Raw genomic sequence first — 19649 nt, 5'->3', positions numbered from 1 at the left:
GACAAACGCCGCGTTAGCGGCGTTTTTTTTGCCCTTATATCTGAAGGCAGACTTGTCCTTACGGCTGCGTTCGCATCGCTAAACGCTGACCCAGCACGCCACCAAACACATTGACCAGCAGCCCCAGTATAATCACCACCGCACCCAGCATCTGCTGCCCGGAGAGATGCTCATCCAGCACCAGCGCGGCGGTAATAATCCCCACCACCGGCACCAGCAGCGACAGCGGCGCGACGCGCCAGGTTTCGTAGCGACTCAGCAGATTCCCCCAGATAGCGTAACCCACAATGGTGGCGACAAACGCCAGATAGAACAGCGCCAGCACGGTCTGCAGGCCGATATGCAGCAGGCTGTAAACGATGGCGGCCTGACCATCAAACAGCAGCGAACAGGCAAAGAAAGGAACGATCGGCACCAGCGCACTCCAGACCACCAGTGACATGATCGGCACGCTGCGGTTCCGCATAATAATCTTATTGGTGATATTACCCAGTCCCCAGGAGAGCGCCGCCGACAGCGTCAGCATCATGGTGGTCAGCGTGATACCGGCGCTGGTCTGCCCTTCCATGCCTGCCGTCGCCAGCAAAAACATCCCCAGCGTAGCGATGATAATCCCGACAATATGATTCCAGCGCAGCCTCTCCGCCAGCAACAGCGCGCCCAGCAACAGGGTAAAGAATGCCTGCGCCTGCAGCACCAGCGAGGCCAGACCGGCAGGCATGCCGAGCTTGATCGCCAGGAACAGAAAGGCGAACTGACCAAAACTGATGGTCATGCCATAAACCACCAGCCAGCGCAGCGGAATCGGCGGGCGACGCACAAAGAAAATGGCGGGAAAGGCGACCAGGGTAAAACGCAGCCCGGCGAGCAAAAAAGGCGGCATACCCTGCAGTCCCAGCTTGATCACCACAAAATTGACGCCCCACGCCACCACCACGCACAGCGCTAACAGCATATCTTTTACCGACATCAGAAACTCCTTGTCCTGCCGTCAGGCGGTGACCGCAATCGGGGTCGCGATATCGGCACAGCAGCCTTCACCCACGATGCGAAAATAATCATCTACAGCCAGCGCGATCGACTTATCCAGTTCGCCCGCGTTAAACCATAACGTTCCGACCTGTTGCAGTCGGGTATCCACCCGCAGCGCCAGCCGGTCATCAAAACTAAACGGCGGTACCGCGCCCATCACACAGCCCGTCAGCGCCTGCGCCAGCTCCGGAGCAGCAAAAGAGGATTTTTTGCCGCCGATGGCGCGCGCCGCACTTTTGAAATTGATCCGGCAGTCGCCCGGCACTATCGCCAGCAGCTGACGCGATGGCGCACCGTCCGGCATGCTGACCTCCAGCACCATCGCTTTGGCCGCCTGACCCAGCAGGTTACCGCGTATCTGGCTGATCTGTTCGGTCTGCCCTATCGCCTCATGTTCCACCACGCGGTAGCTGGCCTGCTGCTGATCCAGCAGCGCAGTGATTTTTTCAAACGTCGTCATTCCCTTCTCCTGTTCTGGCACAGCCCGGCTTAACTCCAGGCGATAGCGTGTTTCATTTTTTTATCGGTCAGCCCGAAAAAGAAACCCATGGTGATACGGGTATCGCCTTCGACCCGATCGATCTCATGATAAAACGCAGGATTAAACAGATAGATATCGCCACTGCGTGGTGAAAATTCGCAGATCTCGCTGTTTTCAATCACCCCACTGCGATAACCCAGCTCCCCGGCGGTTTTGAACTGCTCATCCTCTGGCGACCACTTTTTGTTGTAGATGCGCAGTGCCCCACCCGCGTTGCACTCCTGCAGGCAGACCACGCAGCTGAGCTGATGCAGGATTTGCGTCACCACCAGCGAAGTCTCTGCGGCGTCGCGCACGATATTGTCGTTGTGCAGCGGGTTCGCGACGCCAATGGCATGAAAGCGCACGATAGAACCGGCGTAGTCTCCACAACCCGGTTCGTGGGCGATGCGTAAGCTTTCCAGCCGCAGCGCATGCTGAACCCAGCGGTAAATCTGTTCGCGCAGCGTATTCAGTGAGGGCGGCAACGCCGGCTGGATATCGCGCAGCTCGGTAAAGTAGTTATCGGGAGCCGCAGTATGACGCGCCAGATAGGGGCCGAGCGTGGTCAGCGCGCCATTGGGATAGTGGGAGACACGGATCTTTTCCCGGCAGCTCTGCAGGTCAGTCACCACCGCTTCCCGCACCTCTGGCGTCAGGAAATTACGCAGCACCAGCAGCGGCACCCGTGCGGTAACGATGTCATCCAGCCAGGTCGATTCCACAAACATGTTGGGATTAATCACGCGGAACTGATTGAAAATTGCCATGTTTATCACTCCCTAAACGGTATTTCATAGAGTTCATGATTGTTCATTCGCCGCCAGTTGCCAGCGCTGCCTGGTATTGCCACGGGTTCAGAGGCGATCAGCGTGCAACCATCCTGTTGCTGAAAATGCATCGTAAAATAGTCGGGCCAGGGCGTGTCGTGCGGATACCACTGCCACGCCCAGGCTTTGTCACGGGTGACGAAAATGGCATTCCCTGCGCTGCCGCCCGGCTCTACCTGCGCCATCTTTGCGCGCAGATAGTCGCGGGTGAAATCGGCAGGCGTGGTCTGATCCACCAGATAACGCAGATACTCTTCTGAATCGAAGCGCGATTCGGCCAGACCGAGCTGGCGGTAAATCGTCGGCAGAAAGCCGTTATGCATCATGTACCACTGATGTCCGGCGCTGTTGCGCCACAGCGGATGAGAAAACGCCAGTCCCTGATTTTTACTCAGCGTGGCGTGCCGCACATGCACCGCCAGAAACCGGCTGCGCAGGCGATCTACATCGATACCGGGCAGCGCTTCTGCGAACGCGCCGGTGCCGTGCAGGGTACGAATCTCACCCTCTTCGAGCCACAGACAGCCCCAGCCGTTAGGGTGTGATTTGATCGGGCCATCGTGTTCGGCGCTTTCACCGCAGCTCATGGCGCGCGCCGCCTCCAGAATCTCTGCGCTGTCGAACCGGCCATGCGCCAGAATCATCCTGCACATACTTTATCTCTCCCGGCCGCCACCGGCTGCGCGGTAATCACCTGCTGAAAAGTGGTCATAATCGGCTCACGCGCTGTGGCCGTCAGGCTGAAAGTGGCCAGAATGCCCGCGTGACGCGTCAGGTCGGCATAGAGCGATGAGCGTGACGAAACCTGTAACGCAGGCAATCTGAGTGGCGGTAACAGCGCGCCCTGCTGATGCTGATCGATCCAGCGTTCGGCAGCCTGCAGCTGCGCCGGTTGCCGTAACCGCAGCTGGCCGACCGCACCGGGTGTGGTGAAGGCAAACGCGGGCAATGCGCCACCCGCCTCCAGCCGGAAGGTGACTTCCGCCCAGTTGATGCCGGTCGCCTCCTGCACCAGCGTCGCCACACCCATGCCGGAGAGCCGGAACCCCATCTCCAGGAAATGCGGCACGCCGTTGACCACAATAAAATCGATATGAAATGCACCCTGACGGTAGCCAAAGGTTTCGCAACAGAAGGTCATCAGGCTGCTGAACGAGACCGGCAGGGCCGCTGCCGCCATCGCCACATGCCCCGACTCATAAAAGCTGACGCAGCCCTCAGCATCCCGGTGCTGCTCAATCACCTTCTGGCAGCAGGTCAGCGCCTGGGGATGTCCCTGATGCACCACGCCCTGTAATGAAAACTCATCGCCGATCAGCGCGCTTTCCACAATAAAGCCGCTGAAGCCGCGTCCGCCGTAATTCATGGTCTGCACCAGCTGTTTCACTACGCTATGCAGCTGATCGGCATGCTCAATCAGCCAGATGCCCAGGCCGCCGCCGCCATCCACCGGCTTCACGACGCAGGGATAGATCAGCGCCTGTCCGGCATCCAGAATGCTGAGCGGCGAGGCGAAAAAGCGGAACTCCGGCTGCGGGAAGCGCGGCCACGCTTTTTTCAGCGCCATGCGCTGCGCATATTTATCCAGCGGAATAAAGGCGGCGGGCGCATCCGGCCCGGCCAGCATCTCGCGCAGTCGTCCGGCGCTGGCGTTGTAGGCTTCAAAGCCCGCCAGCACCACCAGCGGATGCGCCAGTAAACCGGCGTGCAGATAGGCCTGCATCACCTCCCAGGGATTCTCAGGGCGATCGAGGCGAATGATCAGATCAAACGGCAGAGCCAGGCTTAACGACTGGTAATCGACGAAATCACCCATTTCAGCCAGCACGGTAAAATAGCCGTCGCGCTTCGCCACCGCGCAGTAAGGATTTTGCCCGTCGCGGGTGGCGCCAATTTGCAGAAAAATCTTTTTCATCGCCTCGCCTTACCGGGTTATCGCCCGGAAATGATTTCTGTCACGATGTCATTGAGCACACCGTTATTGACCTGAATCACCGCTTTGTGGGGATCAAAACGCAGCACGCGCGACAGCGGATCGGCGCTTTTGCCCTCCAGCAGCGAACTGACCGGCTTGCTCTGCCAGCAGTGTCGCATCTGCGTCAGCGTCATGCCGGAGAGCCGGGTTAACTGCTGTGCCAGCGCGCGATCTTCACTGCGTTGCTCAAGCAGATCGCGGATGGCCGCCTCATCCAGCGTAATCTGCTGCTGCATCAGCCAGTGTCCGAGCTGCTCTCCCTGCGCCAGGAACGGGGAGTAGATCATGCAGATCAGCTGATCTTCACTGAGGTCAAACGCCTGTATGGCGAAGTCCGCCGCGCGCTGCCGCTGCCGCTGGATCGCGGCGTCATCCTGATAGCGTGCTGCCATCTCATCGATTAGCGCGGGCGGAAAATCTTTCTTCACCATCAGTCCCAGCGCAAAGCGCACATATTCGCGGATCCCTTCGGCATAGTGGCGCTGCAGCAGCGTTTCTGCCCGCAATCCGCGCAGGTGCGCCATCAGCGTCGGATTACCGCAGTCGGATTCGGAAAAACTGAACATCAGCGCATCAAAACGGAAGCGCATAAATTCGCTGAGCAGTGCCCAGTGCGCGCCCGCTTCATAGGCGGTGTCCTGATAGATGTTGAAGAACAGTGGATTGCGCGCCAGCTGGTGGGTGATGCGGTGCGCAGGCGTCAGCTGATCGGCGCCATAAACATCGCTGAAGTAGCGCTCTGCCACGCCATCCAGCGTCTGCAGAAACCCGCTGAAGCCCCGGGTTTTGTCCGCCACTGGCGCATCAAACAGCCGTGAGAGGTGCCGCGCCCAGGCGACATAGGCGGCCTGCTCCTGTGGCGAGTCGCCGGTAACAATCAGATCCACGCCACCGTTGTAGTCTGCCGCCAGGCCAAAGGAGTTCACCATGCTGAGATTACAGGCGTTGCAGAAGGTCGAGCGCGCGTCGGCGCGAAACCGGTGGCCATTCATCAGCACATCATTACGGTTCTGCTGCCGCACGCTCTCCGGCATCGGCAGGTCGCGGTCAAACGGCCGGATAAGCAGGCCATCCACCACCAGGCACTCCACCCGTTCATCGTCATGCATCGCCAGCGACTGATAAACGCGGTGGATATTCTCCATTACGCTCTGATTCATCGCCGCATGGCGATTGGTGCTGATCCGCAGATGAAAGGTGCTGCCCTGCTGCTGCCAGATCAGTCCCTGAATGTAACGCACGTAAGCCACCATGTAGCTGCTGTCTTTTCCCCCGCCATAGGCGAGCAGCACACGGTTATTCTCCAGCTGCTGCTGATCCGGCAACGCTGCCAGCAGGCGAAGAGAGCAGCGCTGAGCGGACTCAATGATGGCGGGTGACAGATACGCTTCCATCTCCTTCATCATGGCGGGCAGATTATTCATTTCTCACGTTTTCCTCAGGTGAACAGAATCACTTTATGGTCTGAAGCCCGGGGCTGACGGGGTCGCCGGGCCGTTTAGCGTTATGAATAATTAAGAGATGCAGCCTAAAGTACTTTGAATGTACTCTGTTGAATATGCACAGATCAGCGCGATATGGGGTGGAACAGATGGCCGATATTATCGGGGAACAGGAGAGTCAGAACAGTCGTTACCGCCAGATCGCAGAACAGATCAAGCAGGCCATTCATGCCGGTTCGCTGGCACCTGACAGCCGTCTGCCGTCGGTGCGCACGCTGGCGACGCAGTACAATGTCAGCCTCACCACCGCTCTGAAGACACTGCGCACGCTGGAAGATGAGCGCTACGCCGTTGCCCGCCCCAAATCGGGCTTTTTTGTTGCCCCGCAGCGGCCCTCTTCGCGTCAGCTGCCCGCCGTCAGTGAACAGCCGCGCGCCATCGCGCCGCTTGATGAGCAGACAGAACTCCATCTGGCGATGCTTGGCTCAGACTGCCGGGTGCGTCTCGATCTGGCCAACGGTGACAGTGCACTCTATCCGGTCAAGCGCATCGGCCTGCTGATGCGTCAGATGGGCTACAGCAAACCGGCCCTGCTCGGGAATACGGTGAAGGGCACCGGCTATGCGCCGCTGAAAACAGAGATTGCCCGCCGGGCAGTGGGTTACGGCTGCAATATCAGCGCTGACGATATTCTGATCACCAACGGCTGCATTGAGGCGATCTCGCTGTCGCTGCGCGCCACGACCCAGCCGGGCGATGTGGTCGCCGTGGAATCACCCTGCTATTTCGTGCTGCTGCAGATGCTGCATAACCTCAATTTACGGGTGATTGAAGTGGAAGCCGGGCCGGAAGGGTATGTCGATGTCGCGAAGCTCACCGGGCTGTTTCAGCGCAAGGCGGTGCGGGTCTTTCTCACCCTGTGCAACGTCAACAATCCGCTGGGAAAAAGCATTCCCAACGAGCATAAGGCCTATATTGCGCGGCAGGCGGATGAAAACGACGTGGTGATTATTGAGGATGATATTTTTGGCGATACTGCCTTTGGTGAACGCCGCCCTTTCCCGATGCGCGCCTTCAGCCCCAACGCCATTCTCTGCAGCGGCTTCTCTAAAACCGTGGCGCCAGGCATTCGTATCGGCTGGGTTCACAGCGTCAACTACATGCGCAAAATCGCCTCACTGAAATATACCTCAACCATGGGCACCTCGGTGCTGTCGCAGGCGGCGGTGGCGGAGCTGCTGCGCAGCGGCGGCTATGATGCTCACCTGCGTAAGCTGCGGCGTGAGCTGGCACGACAAATCCGTGAAATGCGTCAGTCAGTGCTGCGGGAATTTCCGGCGGGGACCCGGGTGTCCGATCCGGAAGGAGGCTATGTGCTGTGGGTTGAGATGCCCCGACAGGCGCTGAACGTGCGCGAGCTGTTTCTGAAAGCGCGCAACGCGGGCATCGGCATTGCGCCGGGCCACATTTTTGCCACCGACCAGCGCTACGATCACTGTTTCCGGCTGAATGCCGGTTTTGGCTGGAATGCGGAAGTGGAACAGGCAATTCAGCAGCTGGCACAGTGGTGCCAGCTGTCGTTAACCGATACGCAGGATTAGCTGTCGCGCCAGGCGTTCTCAACCTCTTCCGCCAGAATCTGCACCGCCCGCTCAATGTTCTCTGCATCCGGCACGTAATTCATCCGCATACATTGATGGGTGTGCGGCCACGCCTGTTCCAGTCCCGGGAAGAAGAAGTGGCCCGGCACCATCAACACGCCGCGCGTTTTCAGCCGCTGATAAAGCAATTCGGTGGTGATCGGCAGATCGCGGAACCAGAGCCAGAGGAAAATCGCCCCTTCCGGCTTGTGGATCAGGCAGCGGTCTTCCGGCAGATAGCGCCGCAGGATCGCAATGGTCTGCTGCACCTTCTGCTGATAGAACGGCTTAATCACCTCTTCGGAGAGCCGTAACAGATCGCCGCGACGGATCATCTCATTGGCAATGGCCGGACCGATACTGCCGGGCGCCAGACTGATGATGCCGTTCATATTGCTCAGCGCGGTGATGGTCTTCTCGTCAGCGATAATGATGCCGCAACGCGCACCCGGCAGGCCGAGCTTCGACAGACTCATGCAGAGAATGATGTTGGGGTTCCACAGCGGGCGCACCTCGCTGAAGATGATGCCGGGGAACGGCACGCCATAGGCATTGTCGATCAGCAGCGGCACGTCATGCTGCTGTGCCAGCGCATCGAGCTGCATCAGTTCATCATCGGTGATCACGTTGCCGGTGGGGTTGGTCGGGCGCGATACGCAGATCAGCCCGACCTCTTCGTTCATCGGCAGATGCTCAAAATCGACATGATATTTAAACTGACCTTCCGGCAGCAGCTCAATGTTCGGCTTCGCCGACACAAACAGCCCCTCTTCCAGGCCGGCATCCGCATAGCCCAGATACTCAGGCGCCAGCGGGAACAGCACCCGCTTTTTGCTGCCATCGGCCCGACGACCGGCGAACAGATTGAACAGATAGAAGAAGGCGCTCTGGCTGCCGTTAGTCAGCGCAATGTTCTGTGCGGTGATGGGCCAGCCAAGCTGATCGCTCAGCAGCCCGGCCAGCGACGCCAGCAGCGTCGCTTTTCCGCGCGGGCCGTCGTAATTGCACAGCGCCTCGCTGAGTTTGCCTTCCTCATGCATCTGCTGGAGCAGTTGCTGAAAGTAGTCGTTCATGGCCGGGATCTGCGCCGGATTACCGCCGCCCAGCATGATGGTGCCGGGCGTTCGCAGGCCCGCGCCCATATCTTCCATCAGACGTGAGATGCCGGAATGTTGGGTAAATTTGTCGCCGAACTGAGAAAAAGACATAGCGGTTAAATATTTGTGATAGCGAATCGGGGGTCCACCATAACGCCCGCCATGGGCGGGCGCAATGGAAAGGCGAGGGGATTACTTCAGCGCCTGCGGGTTCACGCAGTTTTTCTCGACGCTTCCACCGAGTGCAGCGAGGAGATTCTCTACCGCATCCTGCATCATGCCGTAGCGGGTTTCATGGGTGGCAGAACCGATATGCGGCAGCGTCACCACATTGGGCAGCGACAGCAGCGGAGAGTCGGCAGAGACCGGCTCCTGCTCAAACACATCCAGCCCGGCGGCATGCAGTTTGCCCGCCTGCAATGCGGCGATCAGCGCATTCTCATCCACCACCGGCCCGCGACCGGCGTTGATCAGCACCGCATCCGGCTTCATCAGTTCAAGCTCGGCGGCACCGATCAGATGGTGCGTCTCTTCAGTCAGCGGCAAACTGATGCAGACGAAATCACTCTGCTTCAGCAGCGCCTCCAGCTCACAGCGCTGTGCGCCAAAGCGCGACTGCGCCTCTTCATGCTCGCGGCGGGCGTTGTAGAGGATTTTCATACCGAAGCCAAAGTGGGCGCGCTGCGCCAGCGCCATCCCGATACGTCCCATGCCGAGAATACCCAGCGTTTTATGATGCACGTCGATGCCGAACTGTGCCGGACCGATGCTCTTCTGCCAGTTGCCCGCTTTGACCCAGGCATCCAGTTCCGGTACCCGACGCGCGGTGCTCAGTACCAGCGCCATCATGGTGTCCGCCACGGTTTCGGTCAGCACGGTCGGCGTGTGCATCAGCACCACGTGACGCTGATTCAGCGCATCCACATCAAAATTGTCATAGCCTACAGAGACGCTGGAGCAGACGCGCAGATTGGGCATCTTCGCCAGCAGCTCACCATTCACTTTACCGCCCGATCCCAGCAGACCTTCTGCCTGCTGAAACGCCGTAGCATGTTCCTGCTGGCTTTCCGGCGAGAGATCGCTGATTTCCGTCACGTCACACTGTTCAGCCAGGCGAGCATAGAGATCGTCGGGCAGTTTTTTATAGAGAATTACAGCGGGTTTCATTCGGTGGCTCCCGGTCAATAAGTAGCGGGCGGCTTGCAGGCCGCCCGGAGAAATAGAGGCTAACGTTTACGCTTTCAGGCGGGTTTTGCACCCTGCAGCGGCGGCGCTTTGTTCTGCGCCGGTTTCACAATCAGCGTCAGCCACACCGAAACCAGCAGGGCCGATCCCATAAAGATGTAGGACGCGGACGGGCTGCCGGTGGCTCCATTAAGATAGCCGACAATCCATGAACCGATAAACGACCCCAGCGCACCCATACTGTTGATCAGCGCCATTGCGCCACCGGCGACATTGCGTGGCAGCATCTCAGGAATAATGGCGAAGAACGGCCCGTAAGGCGCATACATCGCGGCACCGGCAATCACTAACAGGGTGTAGGACATCCAGAAATTGTTCGATCCCACCAGATAAGAGCCCAGGAACGCCAGCGCGCCCACCAGCAGCAGCGGCCAGACGAACAGCTTACGGTTCTGGGTTTTATCCGACGCCCAGGAGACCACCACCATCGCAATGGTCGCCGCCAGATAAGGCACTGCGGAGAGCCAGCCCGCCTCTACCATGCCCATCTGCGTGCCGTTACGCAGAATCGACGGCAGCCACAGCACAAAGCCATAGACGCCGATGCTCCAGGCAAAATATTGCAGGCAGAGAATGATCACGTTGCGGTTGCGGAACGCTTCGCTGTAGTTGCGCACCGCTTTAATATTTTCCTGCTCTTTCTGCAGTTCAGCCTGCAATGCCGCTTTCTCGGCATCGCTCATCCAGCGCGCCTGCGCCGGCTTATCCTGCACGAGGAACCACCAGGCGATCGCCCAGACCACCGCCGGAATCCCTTCGAAGATAAACATCTCACGCCAGCCAAACGATTCGATCAGATAGCCTGACACGACCGACATCCACAACACCGTGACCGGATTACCCAGGATCAGGAAGGTGTTGGCGCGTGAACGTTCCGACCTGGTAAACCAGTTGCTGATGTAGATCAGCATCGCGGGCATCACCGCGGCTTCCACCACGCCCAGAATAAAGCGAATGGCCGCCAGCATCGGAATGTTGCTGACCACGCCGGTCAGTGAGGCACAGCCGCCCCACAGGATCAGGCACCAGAAGATCAGTTTCTTGACGCTGCGGCGTTCGGCGTAAATTGCACCCGGGATCTGGAAAAAGAAGTAACCCAGGAAGAACAGCGCACCCAGCAGCGAGGACATGCCTTTGGTGATGCCGAGATCGTCATTAATCCCGGCAGCAGAAGCGAAGCTAAAATTTGCACGATCGAGATACGCCAGGCTGTAGGTGATAAACACGATGGGCATGATGAACCACCAGCGTTTTGGCGCGATTGTCTGCTTTTTCATCGGGAACTCCTGTGACTGTAGAGGGGCGCGAACTACACGTCGCCCAGTTGCTGACGCGTCGGCAGACCTTCGCTGTCACCAATGACCTGAATCGCCATCGAACCAATTTTGTTGCCGCGACGAATCGCCTGCGGCAGCGACTGACCTTCCAGCAGGGCGCTGATGACGCCAACGGCAAAGCCGTCTCCGGCGCCTACCGTATCCACCACGTTGTCGACTTTTATCGCCTCAACCTGGCCCTGCTCGCCCTGCGCCGTTTTATACCAGGCACCGTCACAACCGGTTTTAATCACGACCGCTTTCACGCCCTTATCGAGATAGAAATCCGCGATCGCTTCTGGCTGACGATAGCCGGTCAGAATCAGCCCCTCTTTTTCGCCCGGCAGTACCCAGTCGGCATACTCCGCCAGCAGATTGAGCTGCTTACGCATCTCCTCTTCGCTGCGCCACAGTACCGGCCGCAGGTTAGGGTCAAACGAGATAGTTTTACCGCGCGCACGCATCTCTTTGGCGGTGTGCTTCAGCAACTCCAGCGAACTCTCTGACAGCGCCGCCGCCACACCGCTCAGGTGCAGATGTCGCGCCGAACCAAAATAGTCCGCGTCAAAATCGTCGACCGACAGATGGCTGGCCGCCGAGCCTTTACGAAAATATTCCACCAGTGGATCAGAGCCGTCATCGACTTTGGACTTGAGCTGAAAACCGGTGGGATAGCGCTTATCGACCGTCACCCGGGCGTGGTCGATACCCTCTTTTTCCAGCTGCTGGCAGATAAACCGGCCAAAAGCGTCATCGCCAATACGACTGACCCAGCCCACTTTCAGGCCAAGACGAGCCAGGCCGGTCGCCACATTGAGTTCAGCGCCCGCCGCGCGTTTAACAAAGGTCTCTGCTGCGGCCAGGTCGCCGGTTTCACGGGCGATGAACATCGCCATCGCTTCACCGATAGTGACAACATCAAGCGGACCGTTGTGATGCATAGTGTGATGCGTGGTCATCTTCACTCCTTACACGTTACGCAGCAGCGACACGTAGTGGCGTGTCACCGCAGTCAGATCGTCGCCTTCCAGCGGAAATTCAATACCGCGCGGTGCCTGTGCGGGCAACTGTTGCAGCAGTGTGCGCCAGTGGTCATCAGCCTCATCCAGCGCAATCGCGCGGTAGCTATCCTGGTGCGCCACGGCGGCTTTGACATGCACATAGCCCACCTGCGCAGCCAGCTGCTGCGCCGCCTGATCGGCATCCTCACCGGTCCAGCACCAGTTACCCATATCAAAGGTCATGCTGATCGGCAGATCCGCTTCCCTGACCGCCGTGAAAAAGGCGACTGACGGAGCCAGTCGGCCATGCTCAGTCTGGTCGTTTTCTACCGTCAGCTGAAACGGCAGATCCGCCAGCAGCGCCTGCAACGCTTCGCGAGGCAGCGCACCGGTGAACTCTCCCAGCGCCACTTTCAGCCGCTGAGCGTTTAACTGGCGTGCTTCTTCAACGTAGTGGGTTATACGGGGATTGATTTCGCCGCCGTCACAAAACAGCGTATCGGGCACCGAATAGCTGCTGTGCAGCTGATGCTGCGCCACCGCCCGGGCCAGTGCCGGCAGATCGGCCAGTGCCGCGTCATCAAGCAGTTCGCGGCGGATTTCGACCCCGTCTGCGCCCGCCTGCTGGATAATCGGCAGCAGCGCACGCTGACCGCCGAGAGCGGCGATCTGTGCGTGGCCATATGCGGCGGTCACCACGATGATGTCAGGTTTCATGTTCTACTCCATGGCAGGGTTCTGCTCATAACGAATACAAAAACCCTAAATGGAACCGGTTCCAAAGCAAAGCAGCAAACTGTGAAATTATGATCGTGCTCACGAAGCGAGCACGTAAACGGAAGGTTAAATCTGAAATTCAGTTAAGAGGCTGGCTGGAGCCGCGAACGATAAGTTCGCCAGAAAAGACCTGCTCGGCAACCGGCAATCCGCTGCCTTCGATGCGCGTAATCAGTCGTTCCAGCGCACTGTAGCCAATCTGCCAGGTGGGCTGTTTCAGCGTGGTGATACCGACACCGGCCAGCGCCGCCCACTCCAGTTCGTCAAAACCGAGCAGGCCGATATCGCGGCCCCAGTGCAGATTGAGTCGCTGTAGCGATCGCGCTACCTGCAGGGTCAGCGCCCCGTTGGCGACCATCACTGCGCAACGTTTGCCGGTGTGACGCTGATGAAAGGCCAGCAGCGCCTGATCCAGCGCGGCGGGCTGATGCAGCGCCACTTCCGTATTCTCATGCTCAACCTGCGGATGCTCTGCCAGTAGCTGGCGGAAGGCCTGCAGGCGCTCACGGCGCGTGTTGACGCTGCCCAGCGGCTCGCTAAGAAACAGCAGCGCATCATAGCCATTGTCGACCAGATGCCGCGTTGCCGTTTCAGCTGCCTCGGCGTTATTCAGGCCCACCACATCGCAGGGAAAATCGGGGATTTTACGGTCAATCAGCACCATCGGCAGCAGGGATTGTTGCAGATGGTTCAGCACCTCTTCGCGCATCCCGACGGCGTTTACCACAATGCCCTCAACCTGATAGCTGCTCAGCAATTGCAGATAGTGCTGCTCCAGATCCACTTCGTTATTGGTGTTACACATCAGCAGCGTGAAGCCCTGCTCGCGGCAGGCAGCTTCAATACCGCTCATGACATCAACAGAATAGGGATTGGTGATATCGGCGATAATCAGCCCGATCAGGCGGGTACGTCCGCGCTTCAGGCCGCGCGCCATCTGACTCGGGCGATAGCTGAGATCAGCAATAGCCTGTTCGATCCGCGCTTTCAGACCGGCAGAGAGCAGATGCAGTTCACCATTGAGATAGCGTGAAACGCTGGTTTTACCGGTTCGTGCCGCGTGAGCAACATCGCTGATGGTGGCGCGAGGCGGCCTGATTTTCATGAGATATCCTGCGTAATAAGAAACCCGGCAGAGACTAGCACAAGCAAAGCCCGGCGCAAAAAGCGCTACGCCGGTAATTGCAGCCAGGGTTGCCACAGGGTCTGTAACGTCTCCGGCGGTGCGCCATCAATCAGCCGGATGACCATTTCAGCCACCTGTTCACCGGCCTGATGCGGCGTCGCCTGGCGAATGGCGACAATGGGATGATCGAGAATCGCATCTCGCGGCAATCCTTCCCAGCCCGCCAGCAGAATGGCACCCTCGCCCGCTGCACGCCCCGCCAGTTGCAGCGCCAGAGCCGCGCCTTCAGCCAGCGCAGCGCAGTCGGTGATGATCACTTCCGGTACTGGCCCCTCTGCCAGCCACTCCCGGGTTTGCTGATAGCCGGCGCGACGCGACGGCGCCACCGCCGCCATCGCATAAGGCGTAACCTCCCCCAGCGCCGTCAGATAACCCTGACGCCGGTCACGCACCCGCGTACTGTTTTCATTGCTGCCAAGCCAGGCTATCCGCTGCCGTCCCTGCGCCAGCGACCAGCCCACCGCCAGCTGTGAACCGGCAAGGTGATCAACATCAAACCACGCATAGGTCGATGGCAGATCGCTGCGGCCCAGCGCCAGAAAACGAAAATTGGTCTGGAGCAGAGCATGAAGCCGACTGTCTTCTGGCGTGGTGTGGCCGACGATCAGGGCATCAACGGCGCCACTGCGCAGCAGGCGTGTCAGCGTCGCCTGACTCTGCTGCTTATCCGCCAGCAACAGCAGGTTAATGTCATAACGGGCAAGGTGATGCTCCAGCGCCAGCAGCATGTCGCTGAAGTCGCTGCCATTCAGGGGAGAGGCACCGATCGGGTAGACGAACCCCACTGCATTAGCACGGCCGGTTTTCAGACGCCGGGCCGCCGCATTAGGCCGGTAGCCACGCCGCTGCGCTTCCTCTTCGATGCGTTTACGCGTCTCCGGAGCGACATCCTGATAACCGTTGAGGGCGCGGCTGACGGTCGTTACGGAAAGACCTAAAACCGCAGCGATGGCTTTAAGAGACATGGGAAGGCGTCCATTGATCAATTTTTGATCAGACTACCATAAAGCCTCTGCTGGCTCTATTCGCAGAAACATTACTGATACTTTTAACGCGATGCTTTACAGAAAAAAGGCGCCCCCGGGCGGGGGCGACCGCGTTTATCCCAGCGGGCTGAGCGTGATCTCAACACGACGATTTTGCGCTTTGCCTGCTTCGGTGCTGTTGCTGGCAACCGGGTTATCCGGGCCTGCACCTTGGGTGCGCAGGCGATCGCTGGCAACACCCTGCACGATCAACGCGCTGGCGACGCTTTCAGCACGCTGCTGTGACAGACGCATGTTCAGCGCGCGGGTGCCGGTGCTGTCGGTATAACCCACTACGTTTACCGCGGTTTTCGGATACTCTTTCAGCACCATTGAAACACCTGTCAGGGTGTTCGCGCCGGCAGGTTTCAGATTGCTGCTGCTGGAGTCGAAGGTGACATTGTTTGGCATATTCAGGACGATGTTATCGCCATTACGGGTCACGCTGACGCCCGTTCCGCGCATCTTGTCGCGCAGTTTCGCTTCCTGCACATCCATGTAGTAGCCCACGCCACCGCCCAGTGCGGCTCCGCCTGCAGCACCAATCAGCGCACCTTTACGGCGATCTTTCTTCGACGAGGAGAGTACACCGACACCGGCACCCACTAACGCACCCAGGCCTGCGCCCACACCTGACTTACCCGCCTGAGATTCGCCGGTGTAAGGATTGGTGGTACAACCTGGCAGGGCCAGACTGCCGCTTAATAACAAGGTGATGGCGATTAATTTCTTCTGCATTTTTGTTCCCTTACATTCGACACACAGGGGAAAACCTTTCCCATAAGTGGCACGATTATGCCGCCTGGTGGCCGGGAATGTAGTGAGGAAAAATCCTGATTTAACGGGAATTACGCCTTTTGGTTGTCAGGATGGCAAAAACAGTTGCTCTGATGATCGTTTATCAGCCCGCAGGCCTGCATAAAGGAGTAGCAGATTGTGGGGCCGATGAATTTGAAACCACGCTGCTTTAGCGCCTTCGAGAGCGCAATGGCCTGCTCTGACGTGGTGGGAGCCAGGCTATAGTCGGGATAATGGTGAACGATTTGTACGTTATCGACAAATTGCCAGACGAAGTGGCTGAAATCCTCCCCTTGCGCTTCCATCTGAAGATAAGCACGGGCGTTGGCGATAATCGCCGCGATTTTACCGGCGTGGCGGATAATGCCGCTGTTGAGCATCAGTGTGTCGATCTCTGCCGCATCCATCAACGCTATGGCCTGCGGATCAAACTGGTGAAACGCCGCCCGATAGTTTTCCCGCTTTTTCAGCACGGTAATCCAGGATAACCCCGCCTGCTGTCCTTCCAGACAGAGCATCTCAAACAGCGCACGCTTGTCTCTCTGTGCCACACCCCACTCCCTGTCGTGATAAGCCAGATAGAGGGGATCCTGCGTTACCCAACCACATCGTTGCATCGCTTTGTTCCTTTATAACAAGAATATTTTAGCGGTCCGCTTGATCTTAGAATTAATCGGTTGATAGTTAAACGATCACCGGTTAAATAACAGAGACGGGCCGAAATTTAATTTAAACGCCGGATAATAACTTCAGCCTTGCCTGGAGAAGCGATGTTGCCGAGAAGCGGTTGGAAAGGTCTGCGGATCTGCTGTGCTGTATGGCTGTTAATCTTAACGCAACCGACTTTTGCGCGCGGCGGCATCTCTGCGCCTCAACATCCCGACTTTCTGCCCGACTACGATACGATTCTGGCGGAGAAGATCGCCCTGACGCCACTCGCCTTCAGCGATGAGAGCCGCGCCCTGTTTGAAGCCGCCATCAACTCTCCCACCGCGTCACCCATCGCCGTCCACAGTGAAACCGGCAGCGTAGGCACCACCCCGCTGGGAAAACGCTATCGGGCTGGGGTTGACCTGCCCATTGCCCCGTCATTTACCACCGGGCCGGTGGCGCAGTATGCCGTTGATCCGCAGCAGATGAACTGTCTGCAATGTGACTACAGCGATCAACAGAGTCGTGAGCAGAGCGCCAGCGTCGGCTGGCGCATCGATTCACAGCAGGGATGGATATCGCCCTGGGCGCAGCTGAGTTATCACTATCTGCTGGCAGACTCGCCGCAGAATTCCCGGCGTGAGGCGACGAACGGCACCGATCAGTCCGAAGGCATCGATCTGAGCATCGGTGCACAAGTGCCTCTGAACGATAATCTGGCGGCTTTCGCCGCGTTTTCACAAAGCGAAGCGCTGAATAACCAGGAGCAGCAACTTTATACCTTTGGCTTCAGCGCCAGCTTCTGACCGAGGCATGAAAAGAGAAAGGGAATCGGGCGTTTAAAATATAATGAGTCCGCTAATCATTATACTGGTAACACTATGCGCAACGATTTGACAATTATTGGCCGTGAAATGACGGTCTTCATACTGGCAGCACTCTTTCTCGCTCTGATGATATTGCCCATCTATATTGATGTGGCCTGGATGAATGATGCGCTGCACGAAACTTCTTTTACTGAAACCACCCAGGAAATCATGCTGGCGGTGATTGCCGCCCTGTTCTTTATTGCGGCCCAGCGCCGTCCGGCTCAGCGCGGCGCGCTGACCTTAGTGGCGGGCTTCTATAGCTGTATGCTGATCCGTGAACTCGACTTTGTGTTTGATGCCATCCAGCATGGCAGCTGGATCTGGTTCGCCCTGGCGGTGACGGCCGGTTGTCTGGCCGTCGCGCTGCGAACGCCGAAAAAAACCCTGCATGCGCTGGCCAGGCTGCTGCAGCACCGCAGCTGGCCGGTGATGGCCTCCGGCTTTTTAGTGGTGCTGGTCTTCTCACGACTGTTTGGTATTCATGCGTTGTGGCAGCACCTGATGCTGGGGGATTACAACCGCGTGGTGAAAAACATGGCCGAAGAGGGTACCGAACTGCTGGGTTACGGCCTGTGCTGGCTGGCCTCGGTTCGCTATCTATGGCAGACACGTCCGGCCGCCGCTGCCGTCAGCGTGCACGCCACCGAATCTGCACCGGCCCGTCACGCCACTTCTCCGGTCACCTCGCACTGATCCGCACTCTTGCTTTTTAAGCGATCCGCATCATTAAAAAAGGTACAATAAACACTTCTGCGTCGGCGACGGGTTCCCGGCGCAAGGTGTTCGTTAACCTCAGGTCTTTTCATGTCAGCTAAAATCTTAACTTCAACGCTCATTGGCCTGGATGCCTTCCGACAGGATCCGCTGACTGCCCTGCAGCAGGCGGAAAAGGGCACGCTGGCGGTGTTAGATAATTATGCGCCGGTGATGTACGCCATCACACCTAAGCGTCTGGCTGAGCTGCTGGCGCTGGAAGCCGCCGCCCGGCAGCCGAATGATGTGGCGCTGGATGACAGCCTGTATGACGATTCTCCCGCCGCGATCCATACGCCGGCTGGTAAGTTCGCCATGTATCAGGGCTGGCAGCCGGATGCCGACTTTACGCGCCAGGCCGCGATCTGGGGTGTGGCGCTGGGCGAACCGGTGACCCCCAGTGAGCTGGCGGCCTTTGTGGCCTACTGGCAGGCGGAAGGCCGGATGTTCCATCATGTGCAGTGGCAACAGAAACTGGCACGCAGCATTCAGATGAACCGTGCCGCAAACGGCGGGCAACCGAAGCGTGATATCACGCAGTTGCCCGATCCTGACCGTACCATTCCCGATGGTTTCCGAGGTGAATGATGAAAACGCCAAACGATCTCTTTAACCGTCTGAAAAAAATGATGCCCGCAGGCACACGTCCTAAATTTGCCAATGGCGAAGAGCTACTGGCGTGGAATCAGGAGCAGGGTCGCCTGCGATCAGAGGCGATTGTGCGTGAGAATCGCGCAATGAAAATGCAGCGCGTAATGGGCCGTTCCGGCATTCGAGAGCTGCATATGAACTGCTCATTTGATAATTACCGGGTAGAGAATGAGGGACAGCGCAAGGCGCTGGAACTGGCGCGTCAGTATGCCGCTGAATTTGATGGCAGCATCGCCAGTTTTGTCTTTTCAGGCCGTCCCGGCACCGGTAAAAACCATCTGGCCGCCGCGATTGGCAACGACCTGATCCTGCGCGGTAAAAGCGTGCTGATCGTGACGGTTGCTGATTTGATGTCGAGCATGAAGGGCACCTTCAGCGGCAGCAGCGGCATTACCGAAGAGCGGCTGATTCAGGATCTCAGCAGTGTTGATCTGCTGGTGATTGATGAGATCGGTATGCAGAGCGAATCGCGCTACGAAAAAGTGATTATTAACCAGATTGTCGATCGCCGATCCTCCTCGAAACGCCCGACCGGCATGTTATCCAACCTCGACCATGCGGGCATGAATACGCTGCTGGGCGAGCGTGTCATGGACCGTATGCGCCTCGGCAACAGCCTGTGGGTGCGCTTCGACTGGGAAAGCTATCGCAGTCGGGTACGCGGCGACGAATATTAAACAGTGACCCGGCAGCGCCGGGTCACTGCGCTCATCGGGCCTGAAGCCCCTCGTCATAACGACGCGCTACACCGCCTTTGCCCTTCCGCCCATGCCCGGCGCAGCCGGACGCGCTGAGTCAGGATCATCCCGACGTCCGGCCACTGGTGCAGCAGAAAATCCGG

General features: G+C 58.3%; 20 protein-coding genes. 5 read left to right on the top strand and 15 right to left on the bottom strand.

The genetic code is table 11. The features are described 5' to 3' along the window. Positions 1-58 precede the first annotated feature (58 nt). Genes ACO6VX_RS17955 through ACO6VX_RS17930 form a run of 6 tightly spaced genes read right to left on the bottom strand, consistent with a single transcriptional unit; the run spans position 59 to position 5781 of the window. Positions 59-970, bottom strand: coding sequence for an EamA family transporter (locus tag ACO6VX_RS17955; RefSeq protein WP_033768428.1), 912 nt, complete (start codon positions 968-970; stop codon positions 59-61). A 21-nt stretch (positions 971-991) separates the two neighbouring features. Then, on the bottom strand, positions 992-1492 hold the full coding sequence (locus ACO6VX_RS17950; RefSeq protein ID WP_010258916.1) for a YbaK/EbsC family protein: 501 nt from the start codon (positions 1490-1492) through the stop codon (positions 992-994). Positions 1493-1521: 29 nt separating this feature from the next. After that, complete coding sequence (locus tag ACO6VX_RS17945; RefSeq protein WP_422458246.1) at positions 1522-2322, bottom strand: hypothetical protein; 801 nt, start codon at positions 2320-2322, stop codon at positions 1522-1524. Between the two features lie 5 nt (positions 2323-2327). Beyond that, positions 2328-3035, bottom strand: a complete 708-nt coding sequence (locus ACO6VX_RS17940; RefSeq protein ID WP_022624802.1) for a class II glutamine amidotransferase — start codon at positions 3033-3035, stop codon at positions 2328-2330. Further along, on the bottom strand, positions 3023-4297 hold the full coding sequence (locus ACO6VX_RS17935; protein WP_266094413.1) for an ATP-grasp domain-containing protein: 1275 nt from the start codon (positions 4295-4297) through the stop codon (positions 3023-3025). The genes ACO6VX_RS17940 and ACO6VX_RS17935 overlap by 13 nt, the downstream gene beginning before the upstream one ends. Before the next feature lie 17 nt (positions 4298-4314). Continuing rightward, positions 4315-5781, bottom strand: coding sequence for a hypothetical protein (locus ACO6VX_RS17930; RefSeq protein ID WP_033785854.1), 1467 nt, complete (start codon positions 5779-5781; stop codon positions 4315-4317). 167 nt (positions 5782-5948) lie between these two features. On the opposite strand from ACO6VX_RS17930, the gene ACO6VX_RS17925 reads away from it, so the two are divergent. Continuing rightward, positions 5949-7400, top strand: coding sequence for a PLP-dependent aminotransferase family protein (locus ACO6VX_RS17925; protein WP_342606205.1), 1452 nt, complete (start codon positions 5949-5951; stop codon positions 7398-7400). Here ACO6VX_RS17925 and ACO6VX_RS17920 read toward each other — a convergent pair. From ACO6VX_RS17920 to ACO6VX_RS17880, 9 genes are all read right to left on the bottom strand, one after another. Beyond that, positions 7397-8647 carry a valine--pyruvate transaminase gene (locus ACO6VX_RS17920; RefSeq protein ID WP_052270965.1) on the bottom strand — a complete coding sequence of 417 codons (1251 nt, stop codon included), beginning with the start codon at positions 8645-8647 and terminating at the stop codon, positions 7397-7399. The two genes, ACO6VX_RS17925 and ACO6VX_RS17920, sit on opposite strands and share 4 nt — an antisense overlap. Positions 8648-8728: 81 nt before the next feature. Then, a complete protein-coding gene (gene ghrB / locus ACO6VX_RS17915; protein WP_263054530.1) occupies positions 8729-9703 on the bottom strand; it encodes a glyoxylate/hydroxypyruvate reductase GhrB in 975 nt (324 codons plus the stop codon). Positions 9704-9777: 74 nt separating this feature from the next. Next, positions 9778-11058 (bottom strand): MFS transporter, encoded by a 1281-nt coding sequence (locus tag ACO6VX_RS17910; protein WP_022624800.1) that lies wholly within the window; start codon positions 11056-11058, stop codon positions 9778-9780. A 32-nt stretch (positions 11059-11090) separates the two neighbouring features. Next, on the bottom strand, positions 11091-12056 hold the full coding sequence (locus tag ACO6VX_RS17905; protein WP_010671602.1) for a sugar kinase: 966 nt from the start codon (positions 12054-12056) through the stop codon (positions 11091-11093). A gap of 9 nt (positions 12057-12065) precedes the next feature. Next, positions 12066-12815 (bottom strand): hypothetical protein, encoded by a 750-nt coding sequence (locus ACO6VX_RS17900; RefSeq protein ID WP_010258907.1) that lies wholly within the window; start codon positions 12813-12815, stop codon positions 12066-12068. A gap of 139 nt (positions 12816-12954) precedes the next feature. Beyond that, on the bottom strand, positions 12955-13980 hold the full coding sequence (locus tag ACO6VX_RS17895; RefSeq protein ID WP_010258906.1) for a LacI family DNA-binding transcriptional regulator: 1026 nt from the start codon (positions 13978-13980) through the stop codon (positions 12955-12957). Between the two features lie 65 nt (positions 13981-14045). After that, complete coding sequence (locus ACO6VX_RS17890) at positions 14046-15026, bottom strand: LacI family DNA-binding transcriptional regulator (RefSeq protein ID WP_129063207.1); 981 nt, start codon at positions 15024-15026, stop codon at positions 14046-14048. A gap of 135 nt (positions 15027-15161) precedes the next feature. Then, positions 15162-15824 (bottom strand): OmpA family lipoprotein, encoded by a 663-nt coding sequence (locus ACO6VX_RS17885; RefSeq protein WP_010258904.1) that lies wholly within the window; start codon positions 15822-15824, stop codon positions 15162-15164. A 110-nt stretch (positions 15825-15934) separates the two neighbouring features. Then, a complete protein-coding gene (locus tag ACO6VX_RS17880) occupies positions 15935-16501 on the bottom strand; it encodes a DNA-3-methyladenine glycosylase I (protein WP_422458245.1) in 567 nt (188 codons plus the stop codon). A 153-nt stretch (positions 16502-16654) separates the two neighbouring features. Here ACO6VX_RS17880 and ACO6VX_RS17875 point away from each other — a divergent pair, with 153 nt between their 5' ends. The 4 genes from ACO6VX_RS17875 to dnaC all read left to right on the top strand — a co-directional run bounded on the left by ACO6VX_RS17875 (position 16655) and on the right by dnaC (position 19485). Continuing rightward, a complete protein-coding gene (locus ACO6VX_RS17875) occupies positions 16655-17341 on the top strand; it encodes an autotransporter (protein WP_022624795.1) in 687 nt (228 codons plus the stop codon). A gap of 75 nt (positions 17342-17416) precedes the next feature. Beyond that, positions 17417-18097 carry a hypothetical protein gene (locus tag ACO6VX_RS17870; protein WP_010671597.1) on the top strand — a complete coding sequence of 227 codons (681 nt, stop codon included), beginning with the start codon at positions 17417-17419 and terminating at the stop codon, positions 18095-18097. 111 nt (positions 18098-18208) lie between these two features. Beyond that, complete coding sequence (gene dnaT, locus ACO6VX_RS17865) at positions 18209-18745, top strand: primosomal protein DnaT (RefSeq protein WP_033780812.1); 537 nt, start codon at positions 18209-18211, stop codon at positions 18743-18745. Next, positions 18745-19485: a DNA replication protein DnaC gene (dnaC, locus tag ACO6VX_RS17860; protein ID WP_010258898.1), complete on the top strand. Its 741-nt coding sequence runs from the start codon at positions 18745-18747 to the stop codon at positions 19483-19485. The genes dnaT and dnaC overlap by 1 nt, the downstream gene beginning before the upstream one ends. Positions 19486-19649 lie beyond the last annotated feature (164 nt).

It is taken from the genome of Pantoea sp. BJFS-204, from assembly GCF_049310725.1.
Classification (GTDB): domain Bacteria; phylum Pseudomonadota; class Gammaproteobacteria; order Enterobacterales; family Enterobacteriaceae; genus Pantoea; species Pantoea agglomerans.
Note: the sequence above shows the minus strand (reverse complement) of the source record. Positions and strands in the feature narration are given on the sequence as shown.

Bases quoted from the DNA above. Each gene is read 5' to 3' on its own strand.
- ACO6VX_RS17955 (WP_033768428.1), bottom strand. From the start codon at position 970: ATGTCGGTAAAAGATATGCTGTTAGCGCTGTGCGTGGTGGTGGCGTGG.
- ACO6VX_RS17950 (WP_010258916.1), bottom strand. From the start codon at position 1,492: ATGACGACGTTTGAAAAAATCACTGCGCTGCTGGATCAGCAGCAGGCC.
- ACO6VX_RS17945 (WP_422458246.1), bottom strand. From the start codon at position 2,322: ATGGCAATTTTCAATCAGTTCCGCGTGATTAATCCCAACATGTTTGTG.
- ACO6VX_RS17940 (WP_022624802.1), bottom strand. From the start codon at position 3,035: ATGTGCAGGATGATTCTGGCGCATGGCCGGTTCGACAGCGCAGAGATT.
- ACO6VX_RS17935 (WP_266094413.1), bottom strand. From the start codon at position 4,297: ATGAAAAAGATTTTTCTGCAAATTGGCGCCACCCGCGACGGGCAAAAT.
- ACO6VX_RS17930 (WP_033785854.1), bottom strand. From the start codon at position 5,781: ATGAATAATCTGCCCGCCATGATGAAGGAGATGGAAGCGTATCTGTCA.
- ACO6VX_RS17925 (WP_342606205.1), top strand. From the start codon at position 5,949: ATGGCCGATATTATCGGGGAACAGGAGAGTCAGAACAGTCGTTACCGC.
- ACO6VX_RS17920 (WP_052270965.1), bottom strand. From the start codon at position 8,647: ATGTCTTTTTCTCAGTTCGGCGACAAATTTACCCAACATTCCGGCATC.
- ghrB (WP_263054530.1), bottom strand. From the start codon at position 9,703: ATGAAACCCGCTGTAATTCTCTATAAAAAACTGCCCGACGATCTCTAT.
- ACO6VX_RS17910 (WP_022624800.1), bottom strand. From the start codon at position 11,058: ATGAAAAAGCAGACAATCGCGCCAAAACGCTGGTGGTTCATCATGCCC.
- ACO6VX_RS17905 (WP_010671602.1), bottom strand. From the start codon at position 12,056: ATGACCACGCATCACACTATGCATCACAACGGTCCGCTTGATGTTGTC.
- ACO6VX_RS17900 (WP_010258907.1), bottom strand. From the start codon at position 12,815: ATGAAACCTGACATCATCGTGGTGACCGCCGCATATGGCCACGCACAG.
- ACO6VX_RS17895 (WP_010258906.1), bottom strand. From the start codon at position 13,980: ATGAAAATCAGGCCGCCTCGCGCCACCATCAGCGATGTTGCTCACGCG.
- ACO6VX_RS17890 (WP_129063207.1), bottom strand. From the start codon at position 15,026: ATGTCTCTTAAAGCCATCGCTGCGGTTTTAGGTCTTTCCGTAACGACC.
- ACO6VX_RS17885 (WP_010258904.1), bottom strand. From the start codon at position 15,824: ATGCAGAAGAAATTAATCGCCATCACCTTGTTATTAAGCGGCAGTCTG.
- ACO6VX_RS17880 (WP_422458245.1), bottom strand. From the start codon at position 16,501: ATGCAACGATGTGGTTGGGTAACGCAGGATCCCCTCTATCTGGCTTAT.
- ACO6VX_RS17875 (WP_022624795.1), top strand. From the start codon at position 16,655: ATGTTGCCGAGAAGCGGTTGGAAAGGTCTGCGGATCTGCTGTGCTGTA.
- ACO6VX_RS17870 (WP_010671597.1), top strand. From the start codon at position 17,417: ATGCGCAACGATTTGACAATTATTGGCCGTGAAATGACGGTCTTCATA.
- dnaT (WP_033780812.1), top strand. From the start codon at position 18,209: ATGTCAGCTAAAATCTTAACTTCAACGCTCATTGGCCTGGATGCCTTC.
- dnaC (WP_010258898.1), top strand. From the start codon at position 18,745: ATGAAAACGCCAAACGATCTCTTTAACCGTCTGAAAAAAATGATGCCC.